At 51.0% G+C, this 24,186-nt stretch carries 24 protein-coding genes and 1 riboswitch; of the genes, 13 read left to right on the forward strand and 11 right to left on the reverse strand.

From position 1 onward, the window contains the following. The first annotated feature begins 75 nt into the window (after positions 1 to 75). The 7 genes from BM200_RS28970 (at position 76) to BM200_RS29000 (ending at position 7,633) form a co-directional block, all read left to right on the forward strand. Positions 76 to 2,169: a transglycosylase domain-containing protein gene (locus BM200_RS28970; RefSeq protein ID WP_091190813.1), complete on the forward strand. Its 2,094-nt coding sequence runs from the start codon at positions 76 to 78 to the stop codon at positions 2,167 to 2,169. A 126-nt stretch (positions 2,170 to 2,295) separates the two neighbouring features. After that, the gene (locus tag BM200_RS28975) at positions 2,296 to 2,604 is read left to right on the forward strand and encodes a hypothetical protein (protein WP_245773192.1); all 309 of its coding nucleotides are present in this window, start codon (positions 2,296 to 2,298) and stop codon (positions 2,602 to 2,604) included. 221 nt (positions 2,605 to 2,825) lie between these two features. Then, positions 2,826 to 3,836 carry a ubiquinol oxidase subunit II gene (cyoA, locus tag BM200_RS28980; protein ID WP_091190817.1) on the forward strand — a complete coding sequence of 337 codons (1,011 nt, stop codon included), beginning with the start codon at positions 2,826 to 2,828 and terminating at the stop codon, positions 3,834 to 3,836. Positions 3,837 to 3,860: 24 nt separating this feature from the next. Continuing rightward, complete coding sequence (locus BM200_RS28985) at positions 3,861 to 5,837, forward strand: cbb3-type cytochrome c oxidase subunit I (protein WP_091190820.1); 1,977 nt, start codon at positions 3,861 to 3,863, stop codon at positions 5,835 to 5,837. After that, the gene (cyoC, locus tag BM200_RS28990; RefSeq protein WP_091190822.1) at positions 5,838 to 6,464 is read left to right on the forward strand and encodes a cytochrome o ubiquinol oxidase subunit III; all 627 of its coding nucleotides are present in this window, start codon (positions 5,838 to 5,840) and stop codon (positions 6,462 to 6,464) included. A gap of 1 nt (position 6,465) precedes the next feature. Then, positions 6,466 to 6,798 carry a cytochrome o ubiquinol oxidase subunit IV gene (cyoD, locus tag BM200_RS28995; RefSeq protein WP_091190824.1) on the forward strand — a complete coding sequence of 111 codons (333 nt, stop codon included), beginning with the start codon at positions 6,466 to 6,468 and terminating at the stop codon, positions 6,796 to 6,798. 112 nt (positions 6,799 to 6,910) lie between these two features. Further along, positions 6,911 to 7,633 carry a peptidylprolyl isomerase gene (locus BM200_RS29000; protein WP_091190827.1) on the forward strand — a complete coding sequence of 241 codons (723 nt, stop codon included), beginning with the start codon at positions 6,911 to 6,913 and terminating at the stop codon, positions 7,631 to 7,633. Between the two features lie 108 nt (positions 7,634 to 7,741). Here the strand turns inward: BM200_RS29000 and BM200_RS29005 are convergent, their stop codons facing one another. The 5 genes from BM200_RS29005 to BM200_RS29025 all read right to left on the reverse strand — a co-directional run bounded on the left by BM200_RS29005 (position 7,742) and on the right by BM200_RS29025 (position 11,341). After that, positions 7,742 to 8,374, reverse strand: a complete 633-nt coding sequence (locus BM200_RS29005) for a hypothetical protein (RefSeq protein WP_091190829.1) — start codon at positions 8,372 to 8,374, stop codon at positions 7,742 to 7,744. Beyond that, complete coding sequence (locus tag BM200_RS29010) at positions 8,371 to 9,519, reverse strand: hypothetical protein (protein ID WP_091190831.1); 1,149 nt, start codon at positions 9,517 to 9,519, stop codon at positions 8,371 to 8,373. Before BM200_RS29010 ends, BM200_RS29005 begins: the two co-directional genes overlap by 4 nt. A 39-nt stretch (positions 9,520 to 9,558) precedes the next feature. Further along, the gene (locus tag BM200_RS29015) at positions 9,559 to 10,107 is read right to left on the reverse strand and encodes a zf-HC2 domain-containing protein (protein WP_175533074.1); all 549 of its coding nucleotides are present in this window, start codon (positions 10,105 to 10,107) and stop codon (positions 9,559 to 9,561) included. Next, positions 10,104 to 10,709, reverse strand: coding sequence for an RNA polymerase sigma factor (locus tag BM200_RS29020; protein WP_245773193.1), 606 nt, complete (start codon positions 10,707 to 10,709; stop codon positions 10,104 to 10,106). The genes BM200_RS29015 and BM200_RS29020 overlap by 4 nt, the downstream gene beginning before the upstream one ends. Positions 10,710 to 10,816: 107 nt before the next feature. After that, on the reverse strand, positions 10,817 to 11,341 hold the full coding sequence (locus BM200_RS29025) for a YwhD family protein (protein WP_091190836.1): 525 nt from the start codon (positions 11,339 to 11,341) through the stop codon (positions 10,817 to 10,819). A 104-nt stretch (positions 11,342 to 11,445) separates the two neighbouring features. Between BM200_RS29025 and BM200_RS29030 the strand changes: the two genes are divergently transcribed. The 3 genes from BM200_RS29030 to BM200_RS29040 all read left to right on the forward strand — a co-directional run bounded on the left by BM200_RS29030 (position 11,446) and on the right by BM200_RS29040 (position 15,369). Beyond that, positions 11,446 to 13,452: a M1 family metallopeptidase gene (locus tag BM200_RS29030; RefSeq protein ID WP_091190838.1), complete on the forward strand. Its 2,007-nt coding sequence runs from the start codon at positions 11,446 to 11,448 to the stop codon at positions 13,450 to 13,452. A gap of 154 nt (positions 13,453 to 13,606) precedes the next feature. Continuing rightward, positions 13,607 to 14,428: a hypothetical protein gene (locus tag BM200_RS29035; protein WP_091190840.1), complete on the forward strand. Its 822-nt coding sequence runs from the start codon at positions 13,607 to 13,609 to the stop codon at positions 14,426 to 14,428. Between the two features lie 311 nt (positions 14,429 to 14,739). Then, a riboswitch (cyclic di-AMP (ydaO/yuaA leader) is annotated at positions 14,740 to 14,896 on the forward strand. A 5-nt stretch (positions 14,897 to 14,901) separates the two neighbouring features. Beyond that, positions 14,902 to 15,369 (forward strand): C40 family peptidase, encoded by a 468-nt coding sequence (locus tag BM200_RS29040; protein WP_245773194.1) that lies wholly within the window; start codon positions 14,902 to 14,904, stop codon positions 15,367 to 15,369. A 119-nt stretch (positions 15,370 to 15,488) separates the two neighbouring features. Here the strand turns inward: BM200_RS29040 and BM200_RS29045 are convergent, their stop codons facing one another. Continuing rightward, positions 15,489 to 16,706, reverse strand: a complete 1,218-nt coding sequence (locus tag BM200_RS29045) for an MFS transporter (RefSeq protein ID WP_091190842.1) — start codon at positions 16,704 to 16,706, stop codon at positions 15,489 to 15,491. A 105-nt stretch (positions 16,707 to 16,811) separates the two neighbouring features. On the opposite strand from BM200_RS29045, the gene BM200_RS29050 reads away from it, so the two are divergent. Next, positions 16,812 to 17,330, forward strand: coding sequence for a GNAT family N-acetyltransferase (locus tag BM200_RS29050; protein WP_091190845.1), 519 nt, complete (start codon positions 16,812 to 16,814; stop codon positions 17,328 to 17,330). A gap of 10 nt (positions 17,331 to 17,340) precedes the next feature. On the opposite strand, the gene BM200_RS29055 is transcribed toward BM200_RS29050, so the two are convergent. Beyond that, positions 17,341 to 18,579, reverse strand: a complete 1,239-nt coding sequence (locus BM200_RS29055; protein WP_091190847.1) for an EAL domain-containing protein — start codon at positions 18,577 to 18,579, stop codon at positions 17,341 to 17,343. Positions 18,580 to 18,603: 24 nt separating this feature from the next. After that, positions 18,604 to 18,897, reverse strand: coding sequence for a hypothetical protein (locus tag BM200_RS29060; protein ID WP_091190849.1), 294 nt, complete (start codon positions 18,895 to 18,897; stop codon positions 18,604 to 18,606). A 169-nt stretch (positions 18,898 to 19,066) separates the two neighbouring features. Here BM200_RS29060 and motA point away from each other — a divergent pair, with 169 nt between their 5' ends. Together motA and motB are read left to right on the forward strand one after the other, a co-directional pair. Further along, positions 19,067 to 19,864, forward strand: coding sequence for a flagellar motor stator protein MotA (gene motA, locus BM200_RS29065; RefSeq protein ID WP_091190851.1), 798 nt, complete (start codon positions 19,067 to 19,069; stop codon positions 19,862 to 19,864). After that, positions 19,851 to 20,669, forward strand: a complete 819-nt coding sequence (gene motB, locus BM200_RS29070) for a flagellar motor protein MotB (protein ID WP_091190853.1) — start codon at positions 19,851 to 19,853, stop codon at positions 20,667 to 20,669. The genes motA and motB overlap by 14 nt, the downstream gene beginning before the upstream one ends. A 108-nt stretch (positions 20,670 to 20,777) precedes the next feature. Here the strand turns inward: motB and rluF are convergent, their stop codons facing one another. The 3 genes from rluF to BM200_RS29085 are packed head-to-tail and all read right to left on the reverse strand — an operon-like array spanning position 20,778 to position 24,124. Beyond that, positions 20,778 to 21,479, reverse strand: a complete 702-nt coding sequence (rluF, locus tag BM200_RS29075; protein WP_091190854.1) for a 23S rRNA pseudouridine(2604) synthase RluF — start codon at positions 21,477 to 21,479, stop codon at positions 20,778 to 20,780. Between the two features lie 6 nt (positions 21,480 to 21,485). Further along, a complete protein-coding gene (locus BM200_RS29080) occupies positions 21,486 to 22,232 on the reverse strand; it encodes an NAD(P)H-binding protein (protein WP_091190857.1) in 747 nt (248 codons plus the stop codon). A 17-nt stretch (positions 22,233 to 22,249) separates the two neighbouring features. Then, positions 22,250 to 24,124: an ATP-binding protein gene (locus BM200_RS29085; RefSeq protein WP_091190858.1), complete on the reverse strand. Its 1,875-nt coding sequence runs from the start codon at positions 24,122 to 24,124 to the stop codon at positions 22,250 to 22,252. Positions 24,125 to 24,186 lie beyond the last annotated feature (62 nt).

The raw sequence follows: 24,186 nt of genomic DNA on the forward strand, positions 1-24,186 counted from the left end.
CTTCCTCCTATGAATATCACCACCTTCGTTTTTCCATACTAAGGAAAAGGTCGTTCTTGCGAAGGGAGCACCACCATGAAGAAGCAGCAGATCAGGCCGGGCAAGCCGCGCCGCAAATATGCATTTCCTATTATAACCGAACGTTTTCTTCCTCATGTTATGAGGTTCAAAAAAAGCTTACGCTGGACCGCAGCAATCTCTGCCGTACTCGTGCTCGGGATTGTGTCCATGCTGCTTTATTTACGTTTTCAGTCTCTTCCGGTGACATCGATCAGTCAATCCTCCCGCATGCTTGATCTGCAGGGGCAGATCATCGATACGTTCCATACGGGGGAGAACCGCAGCTCAGTTCCGCTCAATCAAATTTCCCCCTATCTGGTGGAAGCAACGCTGGCGATTGAAGACCACCGTTTCTACGAGCATAAAGGCTTTGATATGAAAGGCATGGCACGCGCCGTATTGGTCAACGTGGAGACGATGTCTGCCAAGCAGGGTGCCAGCACCTTGACGCAGCAGCTCGCACGCAACTTGTATCTCACCCATGAGAAAACATGGCAGCGCAAAATGAAGGAAGCGATATACACGATCCAGCTGGAGATGAACTACTCCAAGGATGAGATTCTTGGCCTCTACCTGAACCAGATTTATTACGGGCATGGCGCATACGGAATTGAAGCGGCATCTCAGCTTTATTTTCAAAAGCACGCCTCCCAATTAACGCTTGCCGAGAGCGCTATGCTGGCAGGCATTCCGAAGGGGCCGAAATACTATTCTCCGTTTATGGATATGAAAAATGCGAAGGACCGGCAGCTGACCATCCTTCACGCGATGACGGAGTCCGGCGATATTACCCAGGAGCAAGCGGATGCCGCTTATAAGGAAGTATTGACGTTTAAGCCGCTGGGCTCCGGCCAGCAGGCAGGCTTTGCCCCTTACTTCCGGGATTATATCCGCTACATAGCCGTTGATAAGCTGGGCATTAATGAGCAACTATTTAATGAAGGCGGCGTTACGATCTATACCACTCTTGATCCTGCCGCGCAGCGCGCTGCAGAAGATGCCGTCAAAAACGGTCTTTCCGGCAGCGAGGAGCAGCAGGCGGCACTCGTCGCCATCGATCCGCGTAACGGCTACATTAAAGCGATGGTAGGCGGACGCGATTACAAGACGAATCAGTTTAACCGAGCGCTCGCCGAAACACGGCAGCCGGGATCTTCCTTCAAGCCGGTCCTTTATCTGACGGCGCTGCACAGCGGCTTTATGACGCCGGTCACCCGGTTCAAGAGTGAGCCGACGGCCTTCACTTATGATGAAGGGCGCAAATCCTACGAGCCGCGCAACTACAATGACAAATATTTCAATGACTTCATTGATATGCGCACGGCCATTGCAAGCTCGGACAATATCTACGCCGTGAACACGATTATGACGGTGGGCGCCGACCGCGTCATCGAGACAGCCCGCAAGCTTGGCATAACGAGTCCGATGAACCCGGTTCCGTCTCTTGCTCTAGGTACTTTCCCGGTTAGTCCGCTCCAGATGGCTTCTGCCTTCTCGGTTATCGCGAACGGCGGCGTCAAAGTGGAGCCCGTTGCCATCTTACGCATCACGGACCGGAACGGACATATTATATATGAAGCAGAACGGCATGAAGAACAGGTGATTAATCCGGCAGAGGCTTATGTCATGACCAGTCTCATGGAAAGTGTATTCGAAGGAGGCGGCACAGCAAACCGCGTCTCTTCCTTCATCAAGCGGCCTGTAGCCGGCAAGACGGGAACAACGTCAACGGATGCCTGGCTGGTTGGCTATACGCCGGAGCTTGCAACAGCCGTATGGGTTGGCTATGACAAGAACCGCAAGCTTACCGTAACGGAAGCCCACCGCGCGGCACCTATTTTCGCCAAGTTTACAGAGCAAGCCTTGTCCGCCATTCCGCCCAAGATCTTTCCGATTCCGGATGGTGTTGTAAATGTATATGTCGATCCAACGAGCGGCAAGCTAGCAGCAGCCACCTGTGCGAACAAGCGGCTGGAATCGTTTGTTGCAGGCACGGAGCCAACCGAAGTATGCGGTGGACCGGCTGCCAAAGATTCTCCTGCGGACAACAGCATGAAGGACAACAGCCGTTCATGGTGGAATGATCTGAAGCGCTGGTGGAAAAACTAGTGCGTATGGACGTTAAATTTGTCCGAAATTTGATCAAAAAGTGAAATTTCTTTGAACAAACGCCGTATACTGTGGTATAGTAGGATCAAGAAGTAAGCACTTACAAACTTTATGGGAGTGTTTCAGATGGCTACGAAAACTGCAACGGTAAGCAATGTGAAGTCGGATTCTGAAGCGACAGCTGCAAGCGTGAAACGACTCGTTACTTTAATGACGGTATTTGCCTGGACGGCTTTGACAGTGGGTGTGTTGTTATGCCTGATCAATATCAGCCACTTTAGTGATAAGAACACCACTTTAATGGTTGGTATCGGCTGCCTTGTAGGCAGTGTGTTCATTTATGTTATCGGAACAGCGATTGGCCTCGTTCACGCTAGACTCCATCAGGCGATGGAAGATCAGCATAACGATGATCAATCCAACCATATTTTGTAACCGAAGTTCGCTTTTAAGAGGCCGCTTTTTCGTCAATATTGACGAAGGGCGGCTTTTTTGTGTGATGTTTCCAAGGAAGATTCAAACAGTTGTCAATATGGTGAAGATTCTATTACAGAAAAAAGACGAATTATTGTCGTAATTGTTAAGCCAGCAGTTATTTTGAGTGACTTCTGCTAATCTTAATGTCAAGAAGCATTATTGAGGAGTTGAAACAAATCATGAGAAAGTATTTTCGCTTTCTGGTTCCGTTGATGATTATGCTGATGGCCGTTATGCTCTCCGGCTGCGGCGACCAATACGTCGTCCTCGATCCTAAAGGACCGATCGGCGAATCACAAAAAGATCTCATCTGGATCACGGTTTGGCTGTGTGCGATCATTCTCGTTCCGGTCCTGATCCTGACTGCGGTTATCGTATGGCGTTATCGCGACAAGAAAGACAATAAATCTGCTTACCAGCCAAATTGGGAGCACAGCACAAAGCTGGAGACAATCTGGTGGGCGATTCCAATCATCATCATCGCCATCCTGGCCGGTGTTACTATTAAATACACGTACGAACTTGAACCAAGCAAGCCGCTTGAATCGGCTAAGCAGCCGATTACGATCGAAGCAACATCGCTTGACTGGAAATGGCTCTTCACTTATCCGGAAGAAGGCATCTCGACAGTCAACTACGTACAAATTCCGGAGGATACTCCGATCCGTTTCCGGGTAACAGCAGATCAAGCGATGAACTCCTTCTGGATTCCGCAGCTTGGCGGCCAGATTTACGCGATGAGCGGCATGGCCATGACCCTGTACCTTCAGGCTGATGAAGTCGGTACGTTCTTCGGTACGGGCGCGAACTTCACTGGCGAGCAATTTGCGAAAATGACCTTTGATGTGAAATCGACTTCCGAAGCTGACTATACATCCTGGGTTGCGAGCGTAAAATCTTCCGCTCCCGCACTGACTGACGAAGGCTTCGAGCAGCTGAAGCAGCCGGGTTCTTCGGATGAACAGTTCTTCTCTGCCTTCCCTGAAGGCTTGTTCGATAAAGTCGTTATGCAATATGTTGGCGAAAACGGCGTTCCTGCCCATAATCATGGCCAGAAATCGGGCCCTGTAAAAGATGAGGAAGGCGGCGGCCATGATACTTCCAACTTAGAGCATGATATGGACGGCATGGAGATGACCGGTATGGAGATGAAAGGCATGAACCACTCGTCTCACACGAACCAAGAATAATAATGTAAGGAAAGGAGATGCACTATGTTTAAGGATTTTATGGACTTCATGATGAATGACTTCTTCATCACCGGCGATCCGCTCATCTTGGGTGCCCAGGTTTCTATTGGGCTTTCCATGGTAGCGATTGTTATCGCACTTACCTACTTTAAGAAATGGCGCTGGTTGTGGACCGAATGGCTGACAACCGTCGATCATAAAAAAATCGGCATCATGTACGTTATCGCAGCGCTTCTCATGCTGTTCCGCGGGGGCGTCGATGCCCTGCTGATCCGGACACAGCTTGCTGTGCCGAATCTCGAGTTCCTGCACGCAGGACACTATAATGCAATCTTCACGACGCACGGCGTTATCATGATCTTGTTCATGGCGATGCCACTTATGTTCGGTTTGTTCAATATCGTCGTACCGCTGCAGATTGGTGCACGCGACGTTGCTTATCCGTATTTGAACTCTCTCAGCTTCTGGCTCTTCTTCTTTGGTGCCATGCTGTTCAACGTATCGTTCGTTATCGGGGGTTCGCCCGACGCAGGCTGGCTGGCTTATCCGCCGCTATCCGAGCTGTCCGGCAGTCCTGGTCTCGGTCAAGACTTCTATATTTGGGGTATTCAGATCTCCGGTATAGGTTCCCTCGCGTCCGGTATCAACTTTGTAGTTACGATTCTGAAGATGCGCGCGCCAGGCATGAAGCTGATGCAAATGCCGATGTTCACCTGGTCCGTCCTGTCGTCTTCCATTACAATCATGTTCGCATTCCCGATTCTGACGGTTACGTTGTTCCTTCTGTTCATCGACCGTTATCTCGGTGCCCACTTCTTCACGCTTGACGGAGGAGGCAACCCGATGATGTATATCAACCTCATCTGGATGTGGGGTCACCCGGAAGTATATATCGTCATATTGCCGGCCTTCGGGGTATTCTCGGATGTCGTATCGACCTTCTCGAAGAAAAAATTGTTCGGCTACAAGTCAATGGTATTCGCACTAATGTCGATCAGCTTCTTCTCGTTCTTTACTTGGGCCCATCACTTCTTCACCATGGGTTCCGGTGCCAACGTCAACGCGTTCTTCGCGATCACGACGATGCTTATAGCTATACCAACCGGTGTAAAAGTATTCAACTGGCTGTTTACGATGTTCCGAGGAAGGATCACCTTCAGCCAGCCGATGTTATGGACAATTGCTTTTATTCCATGTTTTATCGTCGGCGGTATGACGGGGGTTATGCTCTCGGTAGCGCCTGCTGACTTCCAGTTCCACAACAGTTACTTCCTGATTGCCCACTTCCACCAAGTATTGATCGGCGGCGTCGTATTCGGTTACTTCGCAGGTCTGTACTACTGGTGGCCGAAAATGTTCGGCTTCAAGCTGCATGACGGTCTTGGCAAATGGGCCTTCTGGCTTTGGAATATCGGCTTCTATGTCTGCTTCATGCCGCAATATGCGCTTGGCCTGATGGGTATGACTCGCCGTTTCAACGAGTACAACTTTGACATGGGCTGGCAGCCGCTTAACGTCGTATCGACGGTTGGTGCCTTCATCATGGGTCTGGCCTTTATTTTCCAAGTGTGGCAAATTGCCCACAGCATCAAGTTCTTGAAGAAAGAAAAATCCGGAGACGCATGGGGCGACGGCCGTACGCTCGAATGGTCGATTCCATCGCCGGCTCCAATGTACAACTTCGCACGTCTTCCAGAGGTAACAAGCTCGGATGAATGGTGGGAAGAGAAACAGCGCCGTGCGCAAGGCATTGAGCCAAAACCGCTCGCGCCGCTGGAACCAATTCATATGCCGAAAAACTCGGGTATTCCGTTCATCATGTCTGTGTGCTTCTTCGTTGCCGGCTTCGGCTTCGTATGGCACTGGAACTGGATGATCATTCCGGGCCTGATCGGTGTTGGATGCTGCTTGCTTGCCCGTTCCTTCGATTACGACACGGACTTCTACATTCCGGTTGATGAGATCGAACGTACTGAAGCAGCGTTAAAGGGGGGTCGCTAAATGGCACACACAGCAGCGCCTCATGGCGGTCATGGTCATAACGACCACGGCCACCATGACGATCATCATGATCATGAATCCATCAAGATTCTTGGCTTCTGGATGTTTCTTATAACCGACGTTATTTTGTTCGGTACTTTGTTCGCAACGTTCTCCGTGCTGCACAACAGCACGAACGGAGGCCCTACGCCTCATGAGATATTCGAAATGCCCGGCGTCATCGCCGAGACATTTATCTTGCTTACCTCCAGCTTTACGAGCGGTGTCGCCGTGCTTCAGATGCACAAAGGCAACAAAAAGGGTCTGATCGGCTGGCTCATTATCACTGCTTTGCTTGGCGCATCGTTTATTTACCTTGAAGTGTCCGAGTTCATCGCAATGGTGCACGAAGGCGTCACAATCGGTACAAGCGCGTACTGGTCCGCTTTCTTCACTCTTGTCGGAACGCACGGTTTGCACGTATCGGTCGGCTTGATCTGGATGGTCGCGCTGATGATTCAAATCGGCAAACGCGGTATCACGCCAGTTACGAAGCGTAAAGTTTCGATTATCAGCTTGTACTGGCACTTTCTTGACGTTGTGTGGATCTTCGTCCTCACGGTCGTTTACTTGATGGGGGTGATGTAGGATGGCCAATCCTAACACGCATGGACATGGACACGACGAGCATGAGTCTCATGGCTCGCTGAAATCCTATGTCATCGGTTTTGTCCTTTCGATTGTGCTTACGATTCTGCCGCTTGTTGTTGTCTTGAACGACATGATGGACAGAACGCCAACGTTGATCTTCATTCTGATCATGGCAATACTGCAGTTCGTTGTTCAGCTCTTCTTCTTCATGCATCTTCGCGAAGAGAAGAAGCCCCGCTACAACGTTATGGCGCTTATCTTTGGCATCGTCATTCTAATCACGGTCGTAGCAGGTTCGATCTGGATTATGGCTTATAACCAAGTAGGCTAATAACAAAAAGCCCGGGTTCTCCTGATGAGAGAGACCCGGGCTTTTTTTCATTCAGAGTGCTATGTTATGATTACCTGTAAGACAACTACCCTCATGAGGAGGCATTCTTACGATGTTCAAACGCAATACACGCCTGCCGCTTCTTATCCTGCTTACAGCAGCGGTACTTCTAGTTATCGCCGGCTGCGGCGGCGGCAGCAAAAACAGCACAAATAATAACGGCACCAGCGGCTCCGGAAGCGCTAATGCAACAGCAACTCCGGAAGCGACCGATGCGCCTCAGCCGGACAAGCTGCTTGGCCCGGAGAAGCATCCGGTCGTTACGATCGAAATGGATACGGGCAAGTCGTTCAAGGTTGAGCTGTACCCGGAGATTGCTCCAAATACCGTCAACAACTTTGTGTCGCTTGTTCAGAAGGGCTTCTATGACGGCACGATCTTCCACCGCGTCATTCCCGGCTTTATGATTCAAGGCGGTGACCCCGAAGGTTCAGGCATGGGCGGCCCTGGTTACGGCATCAAGGGCGAGTTCATGAGTAACGGCTTCCAGAACGATCTGCTGCACACACGCGGCGTTATCTCGATGGCGCGCTCCGGCGATCCGGATTCTGCCGGCTCCCAATTCTTCGTAATGGTTGCTGATGCCCCATCGCTTGATGGCGATTACGCAGCATTTGGCAAAGTGATTGAAGGCATGGATACGGTGGATGAGATCGTCAATCAGGAGACCGAGCAAACGGGAGAAGGCTCCACTCCTGTGAAACCGATGGCCATCAAGAAAGCAACGGTAGATACCAAAGGCATGACCTTTGCCGAGCCTGAGAAAGTAAAATAATAATAAAATAAGGGCTGTCCCCGAATGTCTGATGACAATGGGACAGCCCTTTTTTCATATGAGTCATCATGAAAATGATAAATGATTCCGATCGTCATTACTCACGGATTAAAAGCCCCGCTTCTCGATCTCAATCTTCTGCGGCAGGACTAGCGTCAGCTCCTGATTGATGCTCTCCGACCCGATAACTCCATCCTTATGCTCGAAGCCATTGATGAGTACATACATCGTACTGCCCACCGTACTTGTCGCCACCATTTGCTCCGGCTGCTTGAGCGGCTTTGGTGACCAGTATTGCACCTGCCCGAGCAGCTGAACCGCGCGGTTCTCCCCTTGATCCAGCTGGACAGGGCGAAGCGACTGCACAACAATCTTCTTGATGCCATCCGGCACCGCAACGGGCTCGGATTGTACGATTGCCGTCCGTTCCGTCATTTGCAGCTGATCCCGAATCTCCCCGAGCAGTCCCGTCGAAGCAAACGACGCCATGAGCAGGCTGCCTGCGCCAATAACCGCCACGTAGAACATACTCATCCAATCATAGCGCATAACCGGCTTTTCTTTCCCGGACAGCTTCAAGTGGATCAGCAGCTCCGCACCCAGCAGGATGAAGACGATAGGAGCCACCCACAGCAGCATGTTAAGCGCATCGGTACCGATCCAGATCGATACCGCAATAGAGATACCGATCAGGAGCAGCGTTATTCCCATCGATAACGAACCTACCCGCCATTCTCTCATTGCTCGCCCTCGCTCTCTCTCAACCTGTCTGCCGGATGCGGCGGAAGCGGCTCTGGAGAAGGATACGGTTTCTTGCCGTTGCCGAACACCAGCCTGAAGCCTAGAGCAATCAACAGAAAAGCAACTACCGCCGTTGGCAGATTATATTTCAGCTTCACATATTCCGAATAGATGCCCGGCCAGGTCTGCGAAATATACCCGCCCATAACCCGGTCGCCCAAATAGTAAATGCCTAGCAGCAAGAGGCCGATACCGATCCACTTCTGATAAGGGGCAAGCTGGGCAACAACCGCTTGATCATTCAGCTCGCCGCGTTCATAACGCGACATTTGCTGCATCGAGTCAAAGAAAGCGTAGAACCACAGCAGCGGCATCAGGAACAGGAAGATCGAGAGCCGCAGCGAATCCATCAAGTAGATGGCGATTAAGAAACCGCCCATCAGTTGAAGCCCCCGCTTCTGCAGGCCGAGATACAGATGCCCCGCTCCAGGGAACAATGAAAGGATCGCGGCGAGCACTTTATTTTTCCGGCCGGTGCCCATTTGGTTCTCAATCTCCTCGAACAGCGGCCGGTCGTTCAGCTCTTCCCCGCGCTGCTTCCGGTGAAGCTGCTGGATCGCATCAAAGATGCTGTAGATCCAGATTACCGGCAAGCCGAGCAAGAAGATCAGGAAAGCAGCCGTATTCGTTACCACGCTGATAAAGACCACAATCGCGAACAGTCCAAGGAAAGCGACCAGGAATGTAATGCCGCGCTGCATAAGTCCAAGCGACATATGGCCAAGCCCCGGAATAAGGGACAGCATCACGGTGCTTGTTTTCTCCCGCTGCTGCTCGATGGCAATATAACCGGGATCAAACGGGATATCTCCCCGCTCGGAATAGGGCCCGACTTGAGGCTTTGGCGACAGCAAAGTGACAACCATATCAATCATATTAATGAGCCAGCTGAGAGCCGCTGTGAAGAAGAAGAAGAAAGCCATTTCTTCTCCTCCCCCTCCTGCTTGTATGGACAAGAACAAAAGCAACAATGAGCCAAAGAACGCTCCTCCGTACAACAAGCTGCGGAATGGCCGTCCCATGTAAGCATGCCCGACGCCCGGAATAAACGACAGCAATAAAGCGACTACCGGATTTTTTGACATTTCGTCTTTCCTCTCCTTCATAAATAGTTCCTAGCTTACTTATTTGAAACGATCCTTCTCCAGCTTATCGAACCAGGAAGAAGTTCGGGTGACCATCCGATCCGACCAGGTCGGCCCTTGGGTCTGCTCTGTCCCCTTCTCAATCGTTTGTTCCGCGGGTACAGAATGGGAGTCCAGCTCTCCCAGCTTGGCTGAGATGCCGCTGAACGTTCCTGTTCCAAGGAGGAGCAGCGTAATAGCCGCAGCGGCAGTAAAGTGAACGGCAGGGCGCTGCAGGAACGACTGGCGGCGTGCAGGCTCCGCGCGCATAATCGGCTTGCTCCTTGCCGATTCGGCAAGCAGGACATCGATGACCCGCCCCCCCAGCTTTTTCATATCCGGGATAACCACCTCTGCCCCTGTATCCGCTGAAGAGGTCAATTCCCCGGCTTCAGATGCTTCCATCACTGACATAAACAGCATCATGCACGGTTCACAATCCGCCAAATGCAACTCAATCCTATCCCGCTTCCGCTCGGCCAGCTCATCGCGGACATAAGCTGTCAGGTCCGACGCTATGATATGTCCACCTATCAGATCCTTGTTCAATCGAAGTCCTCCTTCCGCCAGTGCCGCTTGATCCAGTTACGCGCCCGGTAAAGCCTTGACTCTACGCTTTTCTTCTCGAGGCCGGTCTGTTCAGCGATCTCCTCGTACGATTTGTTATCCATATAATAAGCCGTTACGACTTCACGGTAATTGTCCGGCAGCTGCTCCACTTGCTTCCGCACGCGGCGCTGCTCTTCACGATGCATAACGGCTGCCTCAACGGGCATGCCGTTTCCTTTCATTATTCCTTCTGCCTCAAGCTGAGCCAGACTGTCAATCAGCTCTTCAGGCTTACGCATCCGGCTTCTCTTCCAATCAATCGCCTTATTGACGGCAATGCGGGTAATCCACGTCTTGAAGCCGTCCATTCGGAACTCCGGGAGGGAGCGATAGATTTGCAGCAGTGCTTCCTGCGTCACGTCTTCCGCATCATGCGGCGAACGGATGACAGCATACACTGTTCGATAGATATAGGGCCCGTATTCGTCTACAAAAGTCTGAAACGCCGCAGGACCGCCGTTTTTGATGGCCGTGATCCATTGTTCGTCTTGTATCTCGCTCTCCTCCCTTCCCGCTATAATAGACGACAGCCCCGCTGTCATACCCTGCACTCTTCTAAAATTTTTTCGAATATCAATAAAAAACCGGGGATCGTATGGCATCCTGCCTTACGATCCCCGGTTCATTTGTCTACATAAATGACGCAACTCTATACCAATGCTTCCTTGAGAGCTTCCGGCGAGTTGTTCCACCACTCTTCATTATGCTCGATCAGAAGCTTGCGGTAAGCGGCCTTCTCGCCGGCATCCAGCTCCTCCAGCTTATACTTGCGTTTAATCGCCGCATCCAGCTTGTTCACGTGATCAGCGAGGATCTTCCAGCCGCGGCGTGCTTCCGTATCGACCCACATCTCGCAAGCCGTTGCCCCTGCATAATAGGTAGCGCCTGCTTCATTACGCTCAACAGCTGTCCATACGATCCAGCACTTCCGGCCGTTCGGGCAGTCTTCTTTGTTCGGAGTGAACTTGATGCCCCGCTCCACCTTACTCTTCGCGTGCATGGCACCGTCATCGATATAGGCTACGCCTCCATCAATAATAACGCAAGATACGGCGCTTAAATCTATCGTTCCGGCTCCAAAGCCTTTATGTTGTTTGTTGCTCACTACGTTAAGCGCGAGCGATTTTTTTTCCTTTTTTTCCGGCTCTGCCGGCTGTCCTTGCTGATCCGTCATAGCTCTTCCACCTTCCCCGTACAATAATTCCATTTTAGCTAATAATCCGCGAAAAGCAAACATATACATGCTTTAGATGCTTGTCAACGGGAGGGAATTGTATCATGTCTCCACGCTACGTCAAACGTTTCTTGCTGTTTACGCTTACCGCCGTCCTGCTCGGCATCTCCATCCAGCAGGGCTTCGGCCGCGCTTGGCAATCTCAATATACCTATGCATTCGCCCCCGCCGCCAAAGCAGCGACCGATTCTGCCCCAAAATCGGCCAAGCCGCCTGCCTCGTCCCAGCCTGACCAGGTAGCGCCTAAGCCGCAGGCACTTAGCAAACGAATTGCTGAGTACCACATTAACGTCTCCTTGCGCGATGATATCCGGTATCTCGACGGCCAGCAGACCATCACCTGGACCAATCCGGGCAAGAAGACGGTGTCCGAGCTGTACTTCCATCTCTACCCGAATGCCTTCATGTCGGACAAAACCACGTTTATGCAAGAGTCTGGGGGCAAGCTGCGCTCGGATAAGGCAACTGAGGCAAGCCAGGGCTACATGAAGCTGCTGACGCTGGAAACAACGGAAGGCGAAAGCCTGCTTCCGCGGCTGCATTATGTACAACCCGATGACAACAACCCGAATGATTTTACACTAGCCAAGCTTAAGCTTCCCGCACCGGTAGCGCCTGGCAAGACGGTTACGCTCCAGATGGGCTTTGAAGTGAAGCTTCCGGAAGTATTCGCCCGCATGGGCTACTCCGGCAATTACGTCATGGCGGGTCAATGGTTCCCTAAACTGGCCGTCTATGAGACAGCAGGAACAAGAGGCCGCACGACTGAGGGCTGGAACACGCATCAGTATCATGGCAACTCCGAGTTTTACAGCGACTTCGGCATCTATTCCGTCCGTATCCAGGTGCCGGAATCCTACATCGTGGCAGCAACCGGCTTCCAGACCAAGACAGCGGAGAAAAAGGATAACCGGGCGATCTATCAGTTCTACGCGGATGATGTGCACGACTTCGCCTGGGCGGCTTCGCCGGATTTTATCTACTATGAGGATACGTTATCGGGACCGGGCATTCCGGGCGTGCGTATCAAGCTTTATCTCGATCCTGCTCATGAGGAGCTGAAGGACCGTTACATGCACGCGGCCAAATCCGCGTTGTCCAAGTACGGGCAATGGTATGGCGAATATCCGTACTCCACCTTATCGGTTGTTGTTCCTCCTAAGGGAGCTAACGGCTCCGGGGGGATGGAATATCCGACACTCGTCACCGCCTTCGCCGCAGAGACGAGCAGTCCTGGCTACAGCCTCGAGCGGACCGTCATTCATGAAGTCGGACATCAATACTGGTATGGCATGGTCGCCTCGAATGAATTCGAGGAAGCCTGGCTTGATGAAGGCTTCACTTCTTATGCAGAGGATAAAGTAATGGCGAGCGAATATGGCATAGAGGCGAATCTTCCGCTGGAAGCCAGCTACATGACCGCCCCCGCCCCGCTGAAGCAGCCTTCCTGGGCTTACCCGAGCAACAACGTCTATGCCGAGAACGTATACATGCGGGCGAAGCTCGTATTGATCGGCATTGAGAGGCAGGTCGGCGAGAAAATGATGCAGAGGATTATGCGCACCTATTTCCAGAAATACAAGTTTAAGCATCCGACAAGCTCCGACTTCCAGCGGGTTGTAGAGCAAGTCACCAAGCAGAAGTGGACCAATTACTTCGACCAGTATGTTTATGACAATCAGATGGCCGACGTGTCCGTGGAGTCCATCAATGTTCGTCCGGTCGAGCAGGACGGGACGCAGATGTATGAGTCAGTTGTCCTCATTCAGCGCAAAGGCGGCTATAACGGGCCAATTCCGGTTGTGTTGAAGTTCAAGGATGGCACGGTTGTTCCAAAAACATGGGATCCGACAGAAGCGCATATTCAATATAAAGTTGTCCATAGCTCTCCGCTCGAATGGGCAGTTATCGATCCGCAGCATACGAACGTGCTCGACAATAAACATATTAACGACTATATGAAGGCGGACTTGTCGGAAGTCACGCGCACACGTTGGAGTCTTGGTACATCTAACGTCATTCAAGGTCTGCTCGGATTATTGGGCTGGTGAGAAAACCTCTATCGAAGCCAATCGAAGAAGAGCGACCGCGTTTAGAGGTAGGTTTTATCGCCAATAAGAATTTGTTCTTCCGGCTTGCTCGAAACTTATAAATTCTTATGTGGTAGCTAAGAATTGCTTCGCAATTCTTTTAAGGGGGTTTGCAATGAAAAATCATATGATGCAAGGCTGGCGGCTCGCGATCAAGCACTTTTATATCGTTATCCTGCTCTTCCTGTACCAGCTGCTGTGGGGGTTCTTCCTTTATCGGTTTATCGATTCGGTCGTAGCGCCGATTCTGCGGCGCTTCCCGGATCAATCCCCTTCCAAGGCGGCCGTCCAATTATTTATGAGTGAAGCGCAGTTCCAGATCATGAAGACCGATCTGCTGACCCCATACTTATGGCTGCTTGGCGGATTATTCGCCGCAAGAATGCTTCTCTCTCCATTGTTTAACGCAGGACTGCTGTACTCCCTGCAGCATGCGTCCGACGCGGGAGGAACCCAGTTCCTGCAAGGTATCCGCAAAGCATGGAAGCCGGTTACTCTACTCTACTGGATTGAGACGATTCTAACTCTCGCACCGGCATGGTGGCTCGCTCCGCGTGGATTGGATGCTCTCATGCACAGCCGTTCAATCAGCGCGCTGCTGCAGCAGACACTGCCCGCTGCTGGTGGCTGGCTCCTGTGGGGCATCCTGCTCCATCTGCTGTTTCTGGCCATGCAGCTTGGAGCAACCAGCGGAAAGAGCGGCGGTATCTTCCAATCGCTTGGTACTGCCGTGAAGAATCTGCTCCCTTTCGCCGGATTATCCCTTCTCATGTGGGCCATCGGATCGGGAATCGGATTGTTTGTAAGCAGTTTATCCCTAGTATGGGCCGGCTTCATTGCCCTCATTGTCCACCAAGGCTATCATCTTGTCCGCACCCTGTTGAAGGTGTGGACTCTAGCCTCCCAATACGACATATTGAGATCGAAGGAAGTTTAAAATTTTCTCATAATTATAGAGGCAGCCCGCCTTGCGACCTAGTCGCAGCGCGGGTTTTTCGTGTTTTTTCGGGGAAGCCTGTCTGCCATTCTTCAAATAAATCAACATATTAGCTAGAAAAATCACATAGTAAAGAGTTAGTAAATCGAAATAGTGCTTATCTGCTAGTCTGCGTGCCCTACTCCAAGACTATGAACCGCAGGATACAAGCTTTTCCGCTTTGATTAGTCAAAAGGTTGCATGAGAATTATTAGAATTTGCCACTTTGGGGAGGAGATAAGCGAAAATTACCGAATAGTTACCAAAGTACATAAATAACACTGCCAAATTCCGTGTACTGGAAACGGGGGAACCACCTCTGGGTGAATTGACTTCGACGTCCGAATGATTCTATCGGCGCCCGAGAAGTCATAGGGATCCTTCAACCGAACCCCACAGCTAACCTCGTCGGCATTGGAAGGAGCTTTACCGCTTTGAAAAAGGTTACCGCACTTATTCTTGGGCTTGCGTTAATGCTGGCTTTTCAGGCTGGAAGCGTTTTCGCAGACTCCAAAATGGACGGTATTGTCAGCGACTTAGTTGGCACGCCGTACGTTGCAGGTGGAACATCATCGAAAGGATTCGACTGCTCCGGATTTACGTCTTATGTATTCGACAAAATGGGCATCGATCTTCCTCGTACATCCGCTTCGCAATCGCAAACAGGTAAGAAGATCGCAAAAAGCGATCTGATCGCCGGAGATCTCGTGTTCTTTAACACGAATGGTCGTGGTGTATCTCATGTCGGCATTTATGTAGGAGATGGCAAGTTTGCTCATGCATCGTCTTCCAAAGGCGTAACAATCAGCAATCTTAGCGACTCTTATTATGTAAATCGGTATGTGACTGCTCGACGTGTCATGGACCCTAGTACTTTTGAAAAATATGCCGACGAACAATAGAATCAAGCAGTCGCTTCCCCTGAGGCGGCTGGCAAGATTCCTGCAATAAAGCCGCACGCTGCTTGTCCAAACGGACAAACCGCATGCGGCTTTATTGTTTGTTGCATTTCTTATCTTATTTAGGAAGCAGCGGCCTCCCGGCGCCGGCCCAAGGCCAACATGGCAAGCAAGACGACAAACATCGCGACAATAAACGCTCCGAGAATCCAGACCGTACGGTCTGCACCATAGCTGTCCATCATCCATCCCGTTAATTTGGGGAAGATCGCTCCGCCTATACCGCCGCATGCGACAAGCAGACTGGTCGTCCGCTCCGTCATGCCCGGAATAAGGCCATTCGCAAATACGAGCGCGATACCAAATACGCCGGAGAAGAACAGGCCGCTTAATCCGACTAGGACTAACATTCCGCTTAACTGGCCAATCGCTCCCATCGCAAGAATGATGATACATGCTCCGGCAATGGCGACAAACAGGTATCGGAAGTAGCCGACACGATCTGCCAGACGCCCGGCGAATAGTCTTCCAAGGATCATCGTGCCCCAGAACAGACTTAGCGTAGAAGGCGCACTCGCCTCTGTCATGCCAGAACGTTCAATCATAATAGACGGCAGATAGTTGGAGAAGCTCATCTCTACCCCAACATAAATGACAAAGAATAAAGCGGAGAGCAGCAGGAACGGAATGGCCGCTCGCTGATAGCCGAACCAGCCTTTGGCATGCGTGCCGCCAGCTTCCCGCTCCACAAGTTCCTTCCTCCCTCTGGCATGATAACCAATCTTGTCATCTATCGGTCCAAACGATAATGTCATCCATAAGATAAAGGTTATGCCGGCAAGCGCGGACAGTATAGGGAAGGATAGCTGCCAAATATCATATTTGATCAGTATACTTGCCATCGTCGGCATCAAGAAGGCTCCGATGCCAAAGAACGTCTCGAGCTGAGTCATCGCATTAGCTTTCCCGTTGTTCTCTGCCAATTCGATGACCATGGCCCCGATGACCGATTCCGTCATCCCAAAGCCAAAGCCGGCGAACAAAGCAATAAACAGCATCAGCCCCCAGGAATCGGGAGTCAGGCTATAGGCTGCTTCACCAAGTGTCAGAAGCCCCAGCGAGAGGAGCACTCCCCCTCTTTTGCCTATCTTCGACGTAATATACGGGGATAGGAGGACACCAACCAAAAAACCGAGGAACTGATTCATCATCCATTGCCCGCCGTCATCATACGACAAGTCGTACTTATCGAGCATCTGCTCCATTACTGATCCGCCCACAACATGAGCCAATCCAATTACGAGATAAGACAAACAGCCAAGCGCTATTAATTTCCGCATCGTAAATAGTTCTCCTTCGTTGTCCTTCGCCAAATCCTCATGAAGTCGGTCACTGAAATGTTATAATGGAAAGAAACGCATAGATTCTTAAATGAGGGTATATCCATGACTAATTTTACCGATGAGCTTCATTATAAACCATCCTTGGCGGACATGACTATCCAGCCTTTGGAAATTGAACAAGCCCGGCAAATCTGCGAATGGCAATATGATCCGCCTTATGATCTGTACCGCTGGCCGTCCTGGGATACGATGCAAAAGGACGAGATCGAATTTGGCGATCCCGTCCTGCGGTGCACGCAATATGCGGCTGTGGTGAATCGCGTTCAAGAGCTGATTGGCTTCGCCCAGTTCTTTCCCCTTGTTGGCGTCACCCGCCTTGGACTTGGCCTTCATCCCGCATTATGCAGCAAAGGCATAGGTACAGACTTTACCCGTCTGTTAGTCCGTGAAGCGGTCAGAAGAGCACCGCAGAACAGCATCGATCTGGAGGTGCTGACCTGGAATAACCGCGCAATCCGTGCTTATGAACGGGCAGGCTTTATCATAGACGATACTTATGTAAGACAGACGCCGGATGGACCCGCAGAGTTCCATTGTATGGTGTACCAGTCCAATCCGTAATATCCCTGCCCTAGATACGATAATAATCAGGCTCGGGATCTTTCATATCAACGAATAAAATAATACCTGGTTTCACGAGCACCGATACGGTTCGAATCCACGCCCGGGAATCTAGATCGGTGTAGGCGCGGGAGACTATGGAACGGCGAGTCTCATTAAGCTGAACGACATTGGGGACAAAATACGGGCGCCAGCTCCAGTTCGCTCCGCAGTACTCATCCTCCCGCCGCCAGCTTCCATCCTCTCTCCTCGAGTAGTTCGATGAGATCTGGATTCCGTTATCGCGGCAGAGATAGACACGGATACAGTTATTCTCCAGCTCCTGCAGAAGCCTGACGATCCACTCATTATCCTCTTCATCCAGCTCCTCTAGATGACCGATCCGGTCAATCTTGCCCGCCAGCCTGTCCGACAAATACCGCCAATAATTCTCGGAATACAGCTGCAGCTGCCGGTGCGTCTCCAGTTCCTCTTCCAATAAAGAAGAGAAACGGTACGGCTGATCAAAATCCCGCTCCGCCTTCGCAAACAGAAAGCCCTGCACATAACGGACCCCGGCCTGAATTGCTCTCGCCAAGTCCTGCTTGGTCTCCACCCCTTCAGCAAGCAGGGAAGCCCCGAGCTGGTCGGCCAGCGCAGAGAAGGAACGAAGCGTACCGAGATATCCGTCATGATTTGCGCTGCGCTTCAGCATATGAATGTCGATTTTCAGAATGTTAGGTTGAATGAGAGCGATTCGGTCCATTCCGCTAAAGCCGCTGCCTACATCGTCGATTGCAATCAGACAGCCTTTGGAGCGGTACAGATCAATAACCTCGCGAAGCTCCTCCATCTCGCCGTTAAAGCTCTCCTCGGTAATCTCTATGACAACTCTGCCCGGATCAATCTGATACTTGTCCAGCAGGGATAACGTATAGAGCTCCCCGGACTGCATGCCCCGATGCATCCAGTTCGGCTTCAAATTGATAAACAGCATTGGAGGCTGCCTGGTTGCCGCGATTTTCTGAAAAGCCTGCTCCCGCAAGATCCGGTCGACCGCGATATGATCCTCGACCGGCACCTCCGGATCGCAAAAGAACGGTCCCAGACTGCGGACAGCATCCCCCTTGCAGGCTCGCCCCAGCACCTCATAGCCAACCACTTTTCTCGTATCAAGCGCGATGATCGGCTGATAGAAGGCAGACATCTGCTCGCCATCCAGCTGCAGTGTCTGCGGTATCGTCGTATTTGATAAGCAGTCGTTCGTCACGCTCACGCTCTCCCTTTGTTACCTTTATGTCAAACGAATCATACGCGTCACGTTATCCCCGTGCGACACTTCAATGACATGATGCTTCGGATGATACGTAATCGATCCTTTGCCAACCTCGATTACAGGCTGCTCGCCAAGTCCGAAGAATACATCATCAGCAAGCGCCTCCATCACTTCATGCCGGTCGTCATCCCCAAGCGCCGCCCACTCTTCCTCTTCCATTTCAAAAAACGTATAGCTGCCTTCTACCTCGCCAACAGCTTCGGTCAGTTCCTTCAATATATCTGCGTACTCTCTCGCGTGTCTGACTCCCATTGCCTTAACCACCTTTTCCATATTTATCTTCTATACTTTCATTTTACCGCATTTTCACGAAAATTAACGCCTTCTCTCCTAAATCATTTCTGAAAGTCTAATTTCCGTACGATAACCTGTCGATATAAGAACTAAAGACTTGTCGAAAACGTACTGGACGGGGTGCATGATGAAAAACTCTACTATTATCGGTATTATATTAGGACTTGTAGCGGTACTGGTCGGCATGACGCTGAAGGGTGCTGCGCTTAGCAATCTGTTAAATCCCGCCGCTTATATGATTATCGTCCTCGGGACCATTGCTTCGGTTATGATCGCCTTCCCGATGTCGGAGTTGTCCAAGGTCGGTAAACTGTTCAAAATCGCATTCAAGGAACAACCGCTGATGCCCCGAGAAGAGCTGATCGAGAGCTTTATGGAATGGGCTTCGATTACTCGCCGTGAAGGACTGCTCGCGCTTGAGGCCAAAGTTGAAGATATTGAAGATACCTTCCTCCGCAACGGCATGCGCATGATAATTGACGGCAATGACCAGGATTTTGTCCGCGATGTTCTGCTTGAAGATATTTCTGCAACAGAAGACCGCCATAAAGCCGGTGCCTTGATCTTTACGCAAGCCGGCACCTACGCTCCAACCCTGGGTGTACTTGGCGCCGTTGTTGGCCTGATTGGCGCCCTTGGCCATATGGATGATATGGAGACACTTGCCCACTCCATTGCCGGCGCCTTCATTGCGACACTGCTCGGTATCTTTACCGGTTATGTGCTGTGGCATCCCCTTGCAAACAAATTAAAACGTCTGTCCAAAAAAGAAGTACAGCTTCGCTTAATGATGGTTGAAGGCCTGCTATCCATCCAATCCGGTGTGTCCACTATTGCGATTAACCAGAAGCTGTCTGTATTCCTCACCCCAACGGAACGGGCGGCTATGAGGGAGAAGGAGGCTGGCGCCGGTGAAAAAGCGTAAGCACGACGACCACGATGAACATATTGACGAATCCTGGCTTATCCCCTATGCCGATCTGCTGACGCTGCTTCTCGCCCTGTTTATCGTATTGTATGCGGCAAGCTCCACGGACGCCAGAAAATTCGAGAGAATGAGCGAGGCCTTCAGCGCAGCATTTAATTCGGGAGCCGGCATTTTGGACAATCCGGCGATTATTAAGTCGGGCGAGCAGTCCCAGCAAAAAATCGATGATGAGAAGAAGACCAATACCGACCAGCACGAGGATACGGAATCCAATCTTCAAGAGCTGATAAAGAAAGAACAGGAAGATTTGGAGAAGCTGAAGCAGCAGCTGGATCAGTATATTAAGAAAAACGGACTTTCCTCCGATCTGGAAACAAAGCTGAATCAATCACAGCTGATGATTACCATCAGCGACAATGCGTTGTTTGCATCCGGCAGCGATGCCCTCAAATCGGATTCGATTGAGCTCGCGGCGGCCATCTCCAAGATGCTCGAGCCTTATACCGGATATGAGATTGTTGTATCGGGCCATACCGATAATCAGCCGATTCGGACACAGTCGTTCAAATCCAACTGGGATCTCAGCTCTTCAAGAGCGATCCGGTTCATGGATGTGCTTCTCGAGAATAACAAGCTGAAGCCTGAGCGGTTCAGCGCCATCGGATACGGCGAGTACCGGCCTGTGGCATCCAACGATACAACCGCAGGGCGCGGCAAAAACCGCCGCGTTGAAGTATCAATTATTCGTAAATATGTCGATTCGAGCAATGTTCAGCAAATTCCTGCTACACCAAAGCAGTGATGCTAAAAAAGGGGCTGTCCCATTTGTCATTATATGACAATGGGACAGCCCCTTTTTGGTTTGGGTTAATTAGCTGCCGGCGCATTCGAACGTTGTTCCGATCTTATGCTACGACGGCTGGTAACCCAGAGTATCAAACAGATCTGCTTTCTCCGTTTCCGTCAAATCCCGCCATTTGCCCGTCGGCAATTGCCCGAGATGAATATTCATGATGCGGACACGCTGCAGCTTCCTCACATGATAACCAAATGCTTCACACATCCGGCGAATCTGCCGGTTCTTGCCCTCCGTCAGAATAATCCGGAAGACACGCTCCGTTACCCTGGTTACCTGGCAAGGCAGTGTCATGCTGCCAAGTATACGGACCCCGCTCGACATGCCCTTCACAAACTCAGCTGTAATCGGACGGTCGACGGTTACAATATATTCCTTCTCGTGCTTGCCTTCTGAACGGAGAATCGGATTAACCACATCCCCGTCATTCGTCAGCAGGATGAGTCCTTCCGAATCCTTGTCCAACCGGCCGATCGGGAATATCCGCTCCTTATGTCCAACATAATCAACAATGTTGCCGCGGATATGAAGCTCGGTTGTACTTGTAATGCCAACCGGCTTATTAAGCGCAATATAGACATGATGCTTCTGCTCGCCGATCCGTTTGCCATCGATCCGAACATCATCGCCAAGCTCAGCTTGGCTGCCCAGCTCCGCCTTCACCCCGTTAATCGTGACGCGGCCGCTGTCGACCAGCTTATCCGCTTCACGCCGCGAGCAATATCCCGTCTCGCTTATAAACTTATTAATACGCACAAAAGTTCACCCCGTAGTCTGTGCTGCCATTTCCGCTATGCGATCGGAGGAGTACGTATAGACAGCTGGCTGTCCTCCCGCGCTCCTCTCCGCTGCTTGCTCCATCATGGCTTGCCTCGCTGCTGTCCGCATCGCTTTGGCGACTGCTTCGCCTGCGATTGGACGGTATGGCCGAAGCGAGCCTACCATCCCCCATTGTACTGCCTTCGATACGGCTGCGCCAATCGTTTCTCCAAGACGGAAAGTCTGGCGTGAGCCGAGCAGCAATGACGGCCGGAAGATCCGGACCGATTCAAGAGGAATAAAGGCCAATTGCTCCTCAAGCTCGCCTTTTACCCGATTATAGAAGAGCGCAGACGATGACGAAGCTCCCATTGCAGTAATGACCAGATAATGGCGTACCCCGGTATGCCCCGCCCACTCGGCGAGGCCAAGCGGATAATCATAGTCCACCTTGCGGAAAGCTTCCTGCGATCCTGCCGTCTTGATTGTTGTCCCAAGGGTACAAAACACAACATCCACCGACACATCATCCAGCGCTTCCCACATTCGGTCGAAATCCGCGACAATGACGCGCAGCTTCGATCTCACTTCCTGATCTATCTCAACCTGTCCTAGCGGTCGTCTGGCTAATATCGTAATGGAATGGCAATACGGATCATTCAGCAGCTGCGCCAGCAGCGCTGATCCGACAAGTCCCGTAGCTCCAGCAATCAAGCAGCTGTATGTGTCCGTGCCTGCAATATGGTCCATTAACAGAATATTCCCCCTTAGCCGGCATTTGCGTTCTTTTCCCCTAATCCTCCATCTAGTATACCGTTCGTATTCCCTTCTTTCAAAGAAGGAAGTGTTATTGTAATGGTCGTTCCTACGTTCACCTGGCTCTTGATCTCCATCAGTCCATGATGACTATGAATAATCCGTTGGCTGATCATCATGCCTAGACCGGTGCCGCTTTCTTTGCCGGTGAAGAACGGGTTGCCGATCTTCGGTATCATATCTTCCGGAATCCCGATTCCTTCATCCGTTATCGAGATCGTAATCTGATCATTCTTTGAGGCGATATGGGTATGTATTCTTCCCCCGGACGGCATGGCTTCGATCCCGTTCTTGAGAAGATTGATAAATACCTGCTTCAGCTGATTCTCTTCACAAGAGACCAGACACGCCGCTTCGGTAAAAGAGGTCTTAAACGTCACATTATGCAGATGACCCTCACTATCGATCAGCGATAAGACACTGCGGAATACATCCCTGACGTCCTTGGTCGCGAATCTTGTCGCCTGCGGCTTCGCCAAAATGAGAAATTCCCCGACAATTAAATTAATCCGGTCAAGCTCCGACAGCATAAGTTCCGTATGCTCCGGATTCATCTTGCCGGTATGCTGCTGAAGCTGAAGGAAACCTCGCAGCGTTGTAAGCGGATTCCGGATCTCGTGCGCGACACCTGCCGCCAATTGACCAACCGTTGTGAGCTTCTCAGAACGGCGCAGAAGCTCTTCCATCCGGTTCCGGCTTCTCATATCTCGGGTTATGCTTGCGTAAGCCTGAATGACGCCTTCCGTGTCCCGTATAGGGGATATCGTGACGCTGACCGGAATAATTTCACCGCTCTTGGTCATCCGAATCGTCTCTTGCGCCGGGAGCACCTTGCCTTCCTGCAGGGATTGGATGATCAGGCGCATTTCCCCTCTGTGTGTATCTGGAACCAGCTCGATTTCCGCGCCAAACACTTCTTCTGCTGTATAGCCAAACAGCTGCTCGAAGGCTGTGTTGACTTGAATCGTCTTGCCCTGCAGATCCACCACATGAATGGCATCGCTTGTATGATCAATAAAAGACTGCAAATATTCTTTCATCTGCCGGTTGTCCTCAAAGGCCTGCCGCAGCTTTTCCATATAGATGCTTAGATTTTGTGACATGGCATTAATCTTGAGTGCCAGAAGCCCGAATTCATCCTTGCCTCTGACTTTAATCGCCGTCTGAAAGCGGCCAAGCGATACTTCATTGACCTTCCACAAAATAGCATTAAGCGGCCTTAACATAAATCCGGCCAGCAAATAACTGCTGACGAGGACGAACAACAAAATAATGCCGGCATACGTAATCGCATCCATCCGCTTTACGCTCATAATCTGGTTATATTCCTCACTGTTGTACACCATGCCAATCACATACGGAGCGAGGCTGGGGTCGCTGTAATAGCTCTTAATATACACCTTGCCGCCTAGCTCCACCTCGCGCACCTGGAAGCCCTTCTCTGCAGCCTGCCAGGCATAGTGCATATCCTGGGCTTCATCGCGGATGGTATAGGTGCCAAACAGCACTTTATCATCTGACATCGCCGCGGCGGAATCCGGACGAAACACGGTTACTTCCTCCAAATCCGGGTAAAGCTTTTTTAATAGCTGCTGCATTTCATTCGGTTCGAAATCCGGGTCCTCCCGTAAGGACACAGAAGTTGAAGACCAGCCCGGGTGCTGTTCGAAGGATTCGGAGAGCTTGCTCGAAGCCTGCTTCATCACCCGCTCCATATCCGCATTCATATTGCGAAGTGCGGCATATTGGTCCAAAATAACGATAAGGATAAACATCGCCAGAACAATCATAAATATGTAGATGGAGAACTTGGCTTTAAAAGACACTGGCTTCGCACATCCTTTAAATCGGGCAGTAGTTACCCACAAGTTATTAACAATATCAACAA

This window comes from Paenibacillus catalpae (assembly GCF_900112695.1).
GTDB lineage: Bacteria > Bacillota > Bacilli > Paenibacillales > Paenibacillaceae > Pristimantibacillus > Pristimantibacillus catalpae.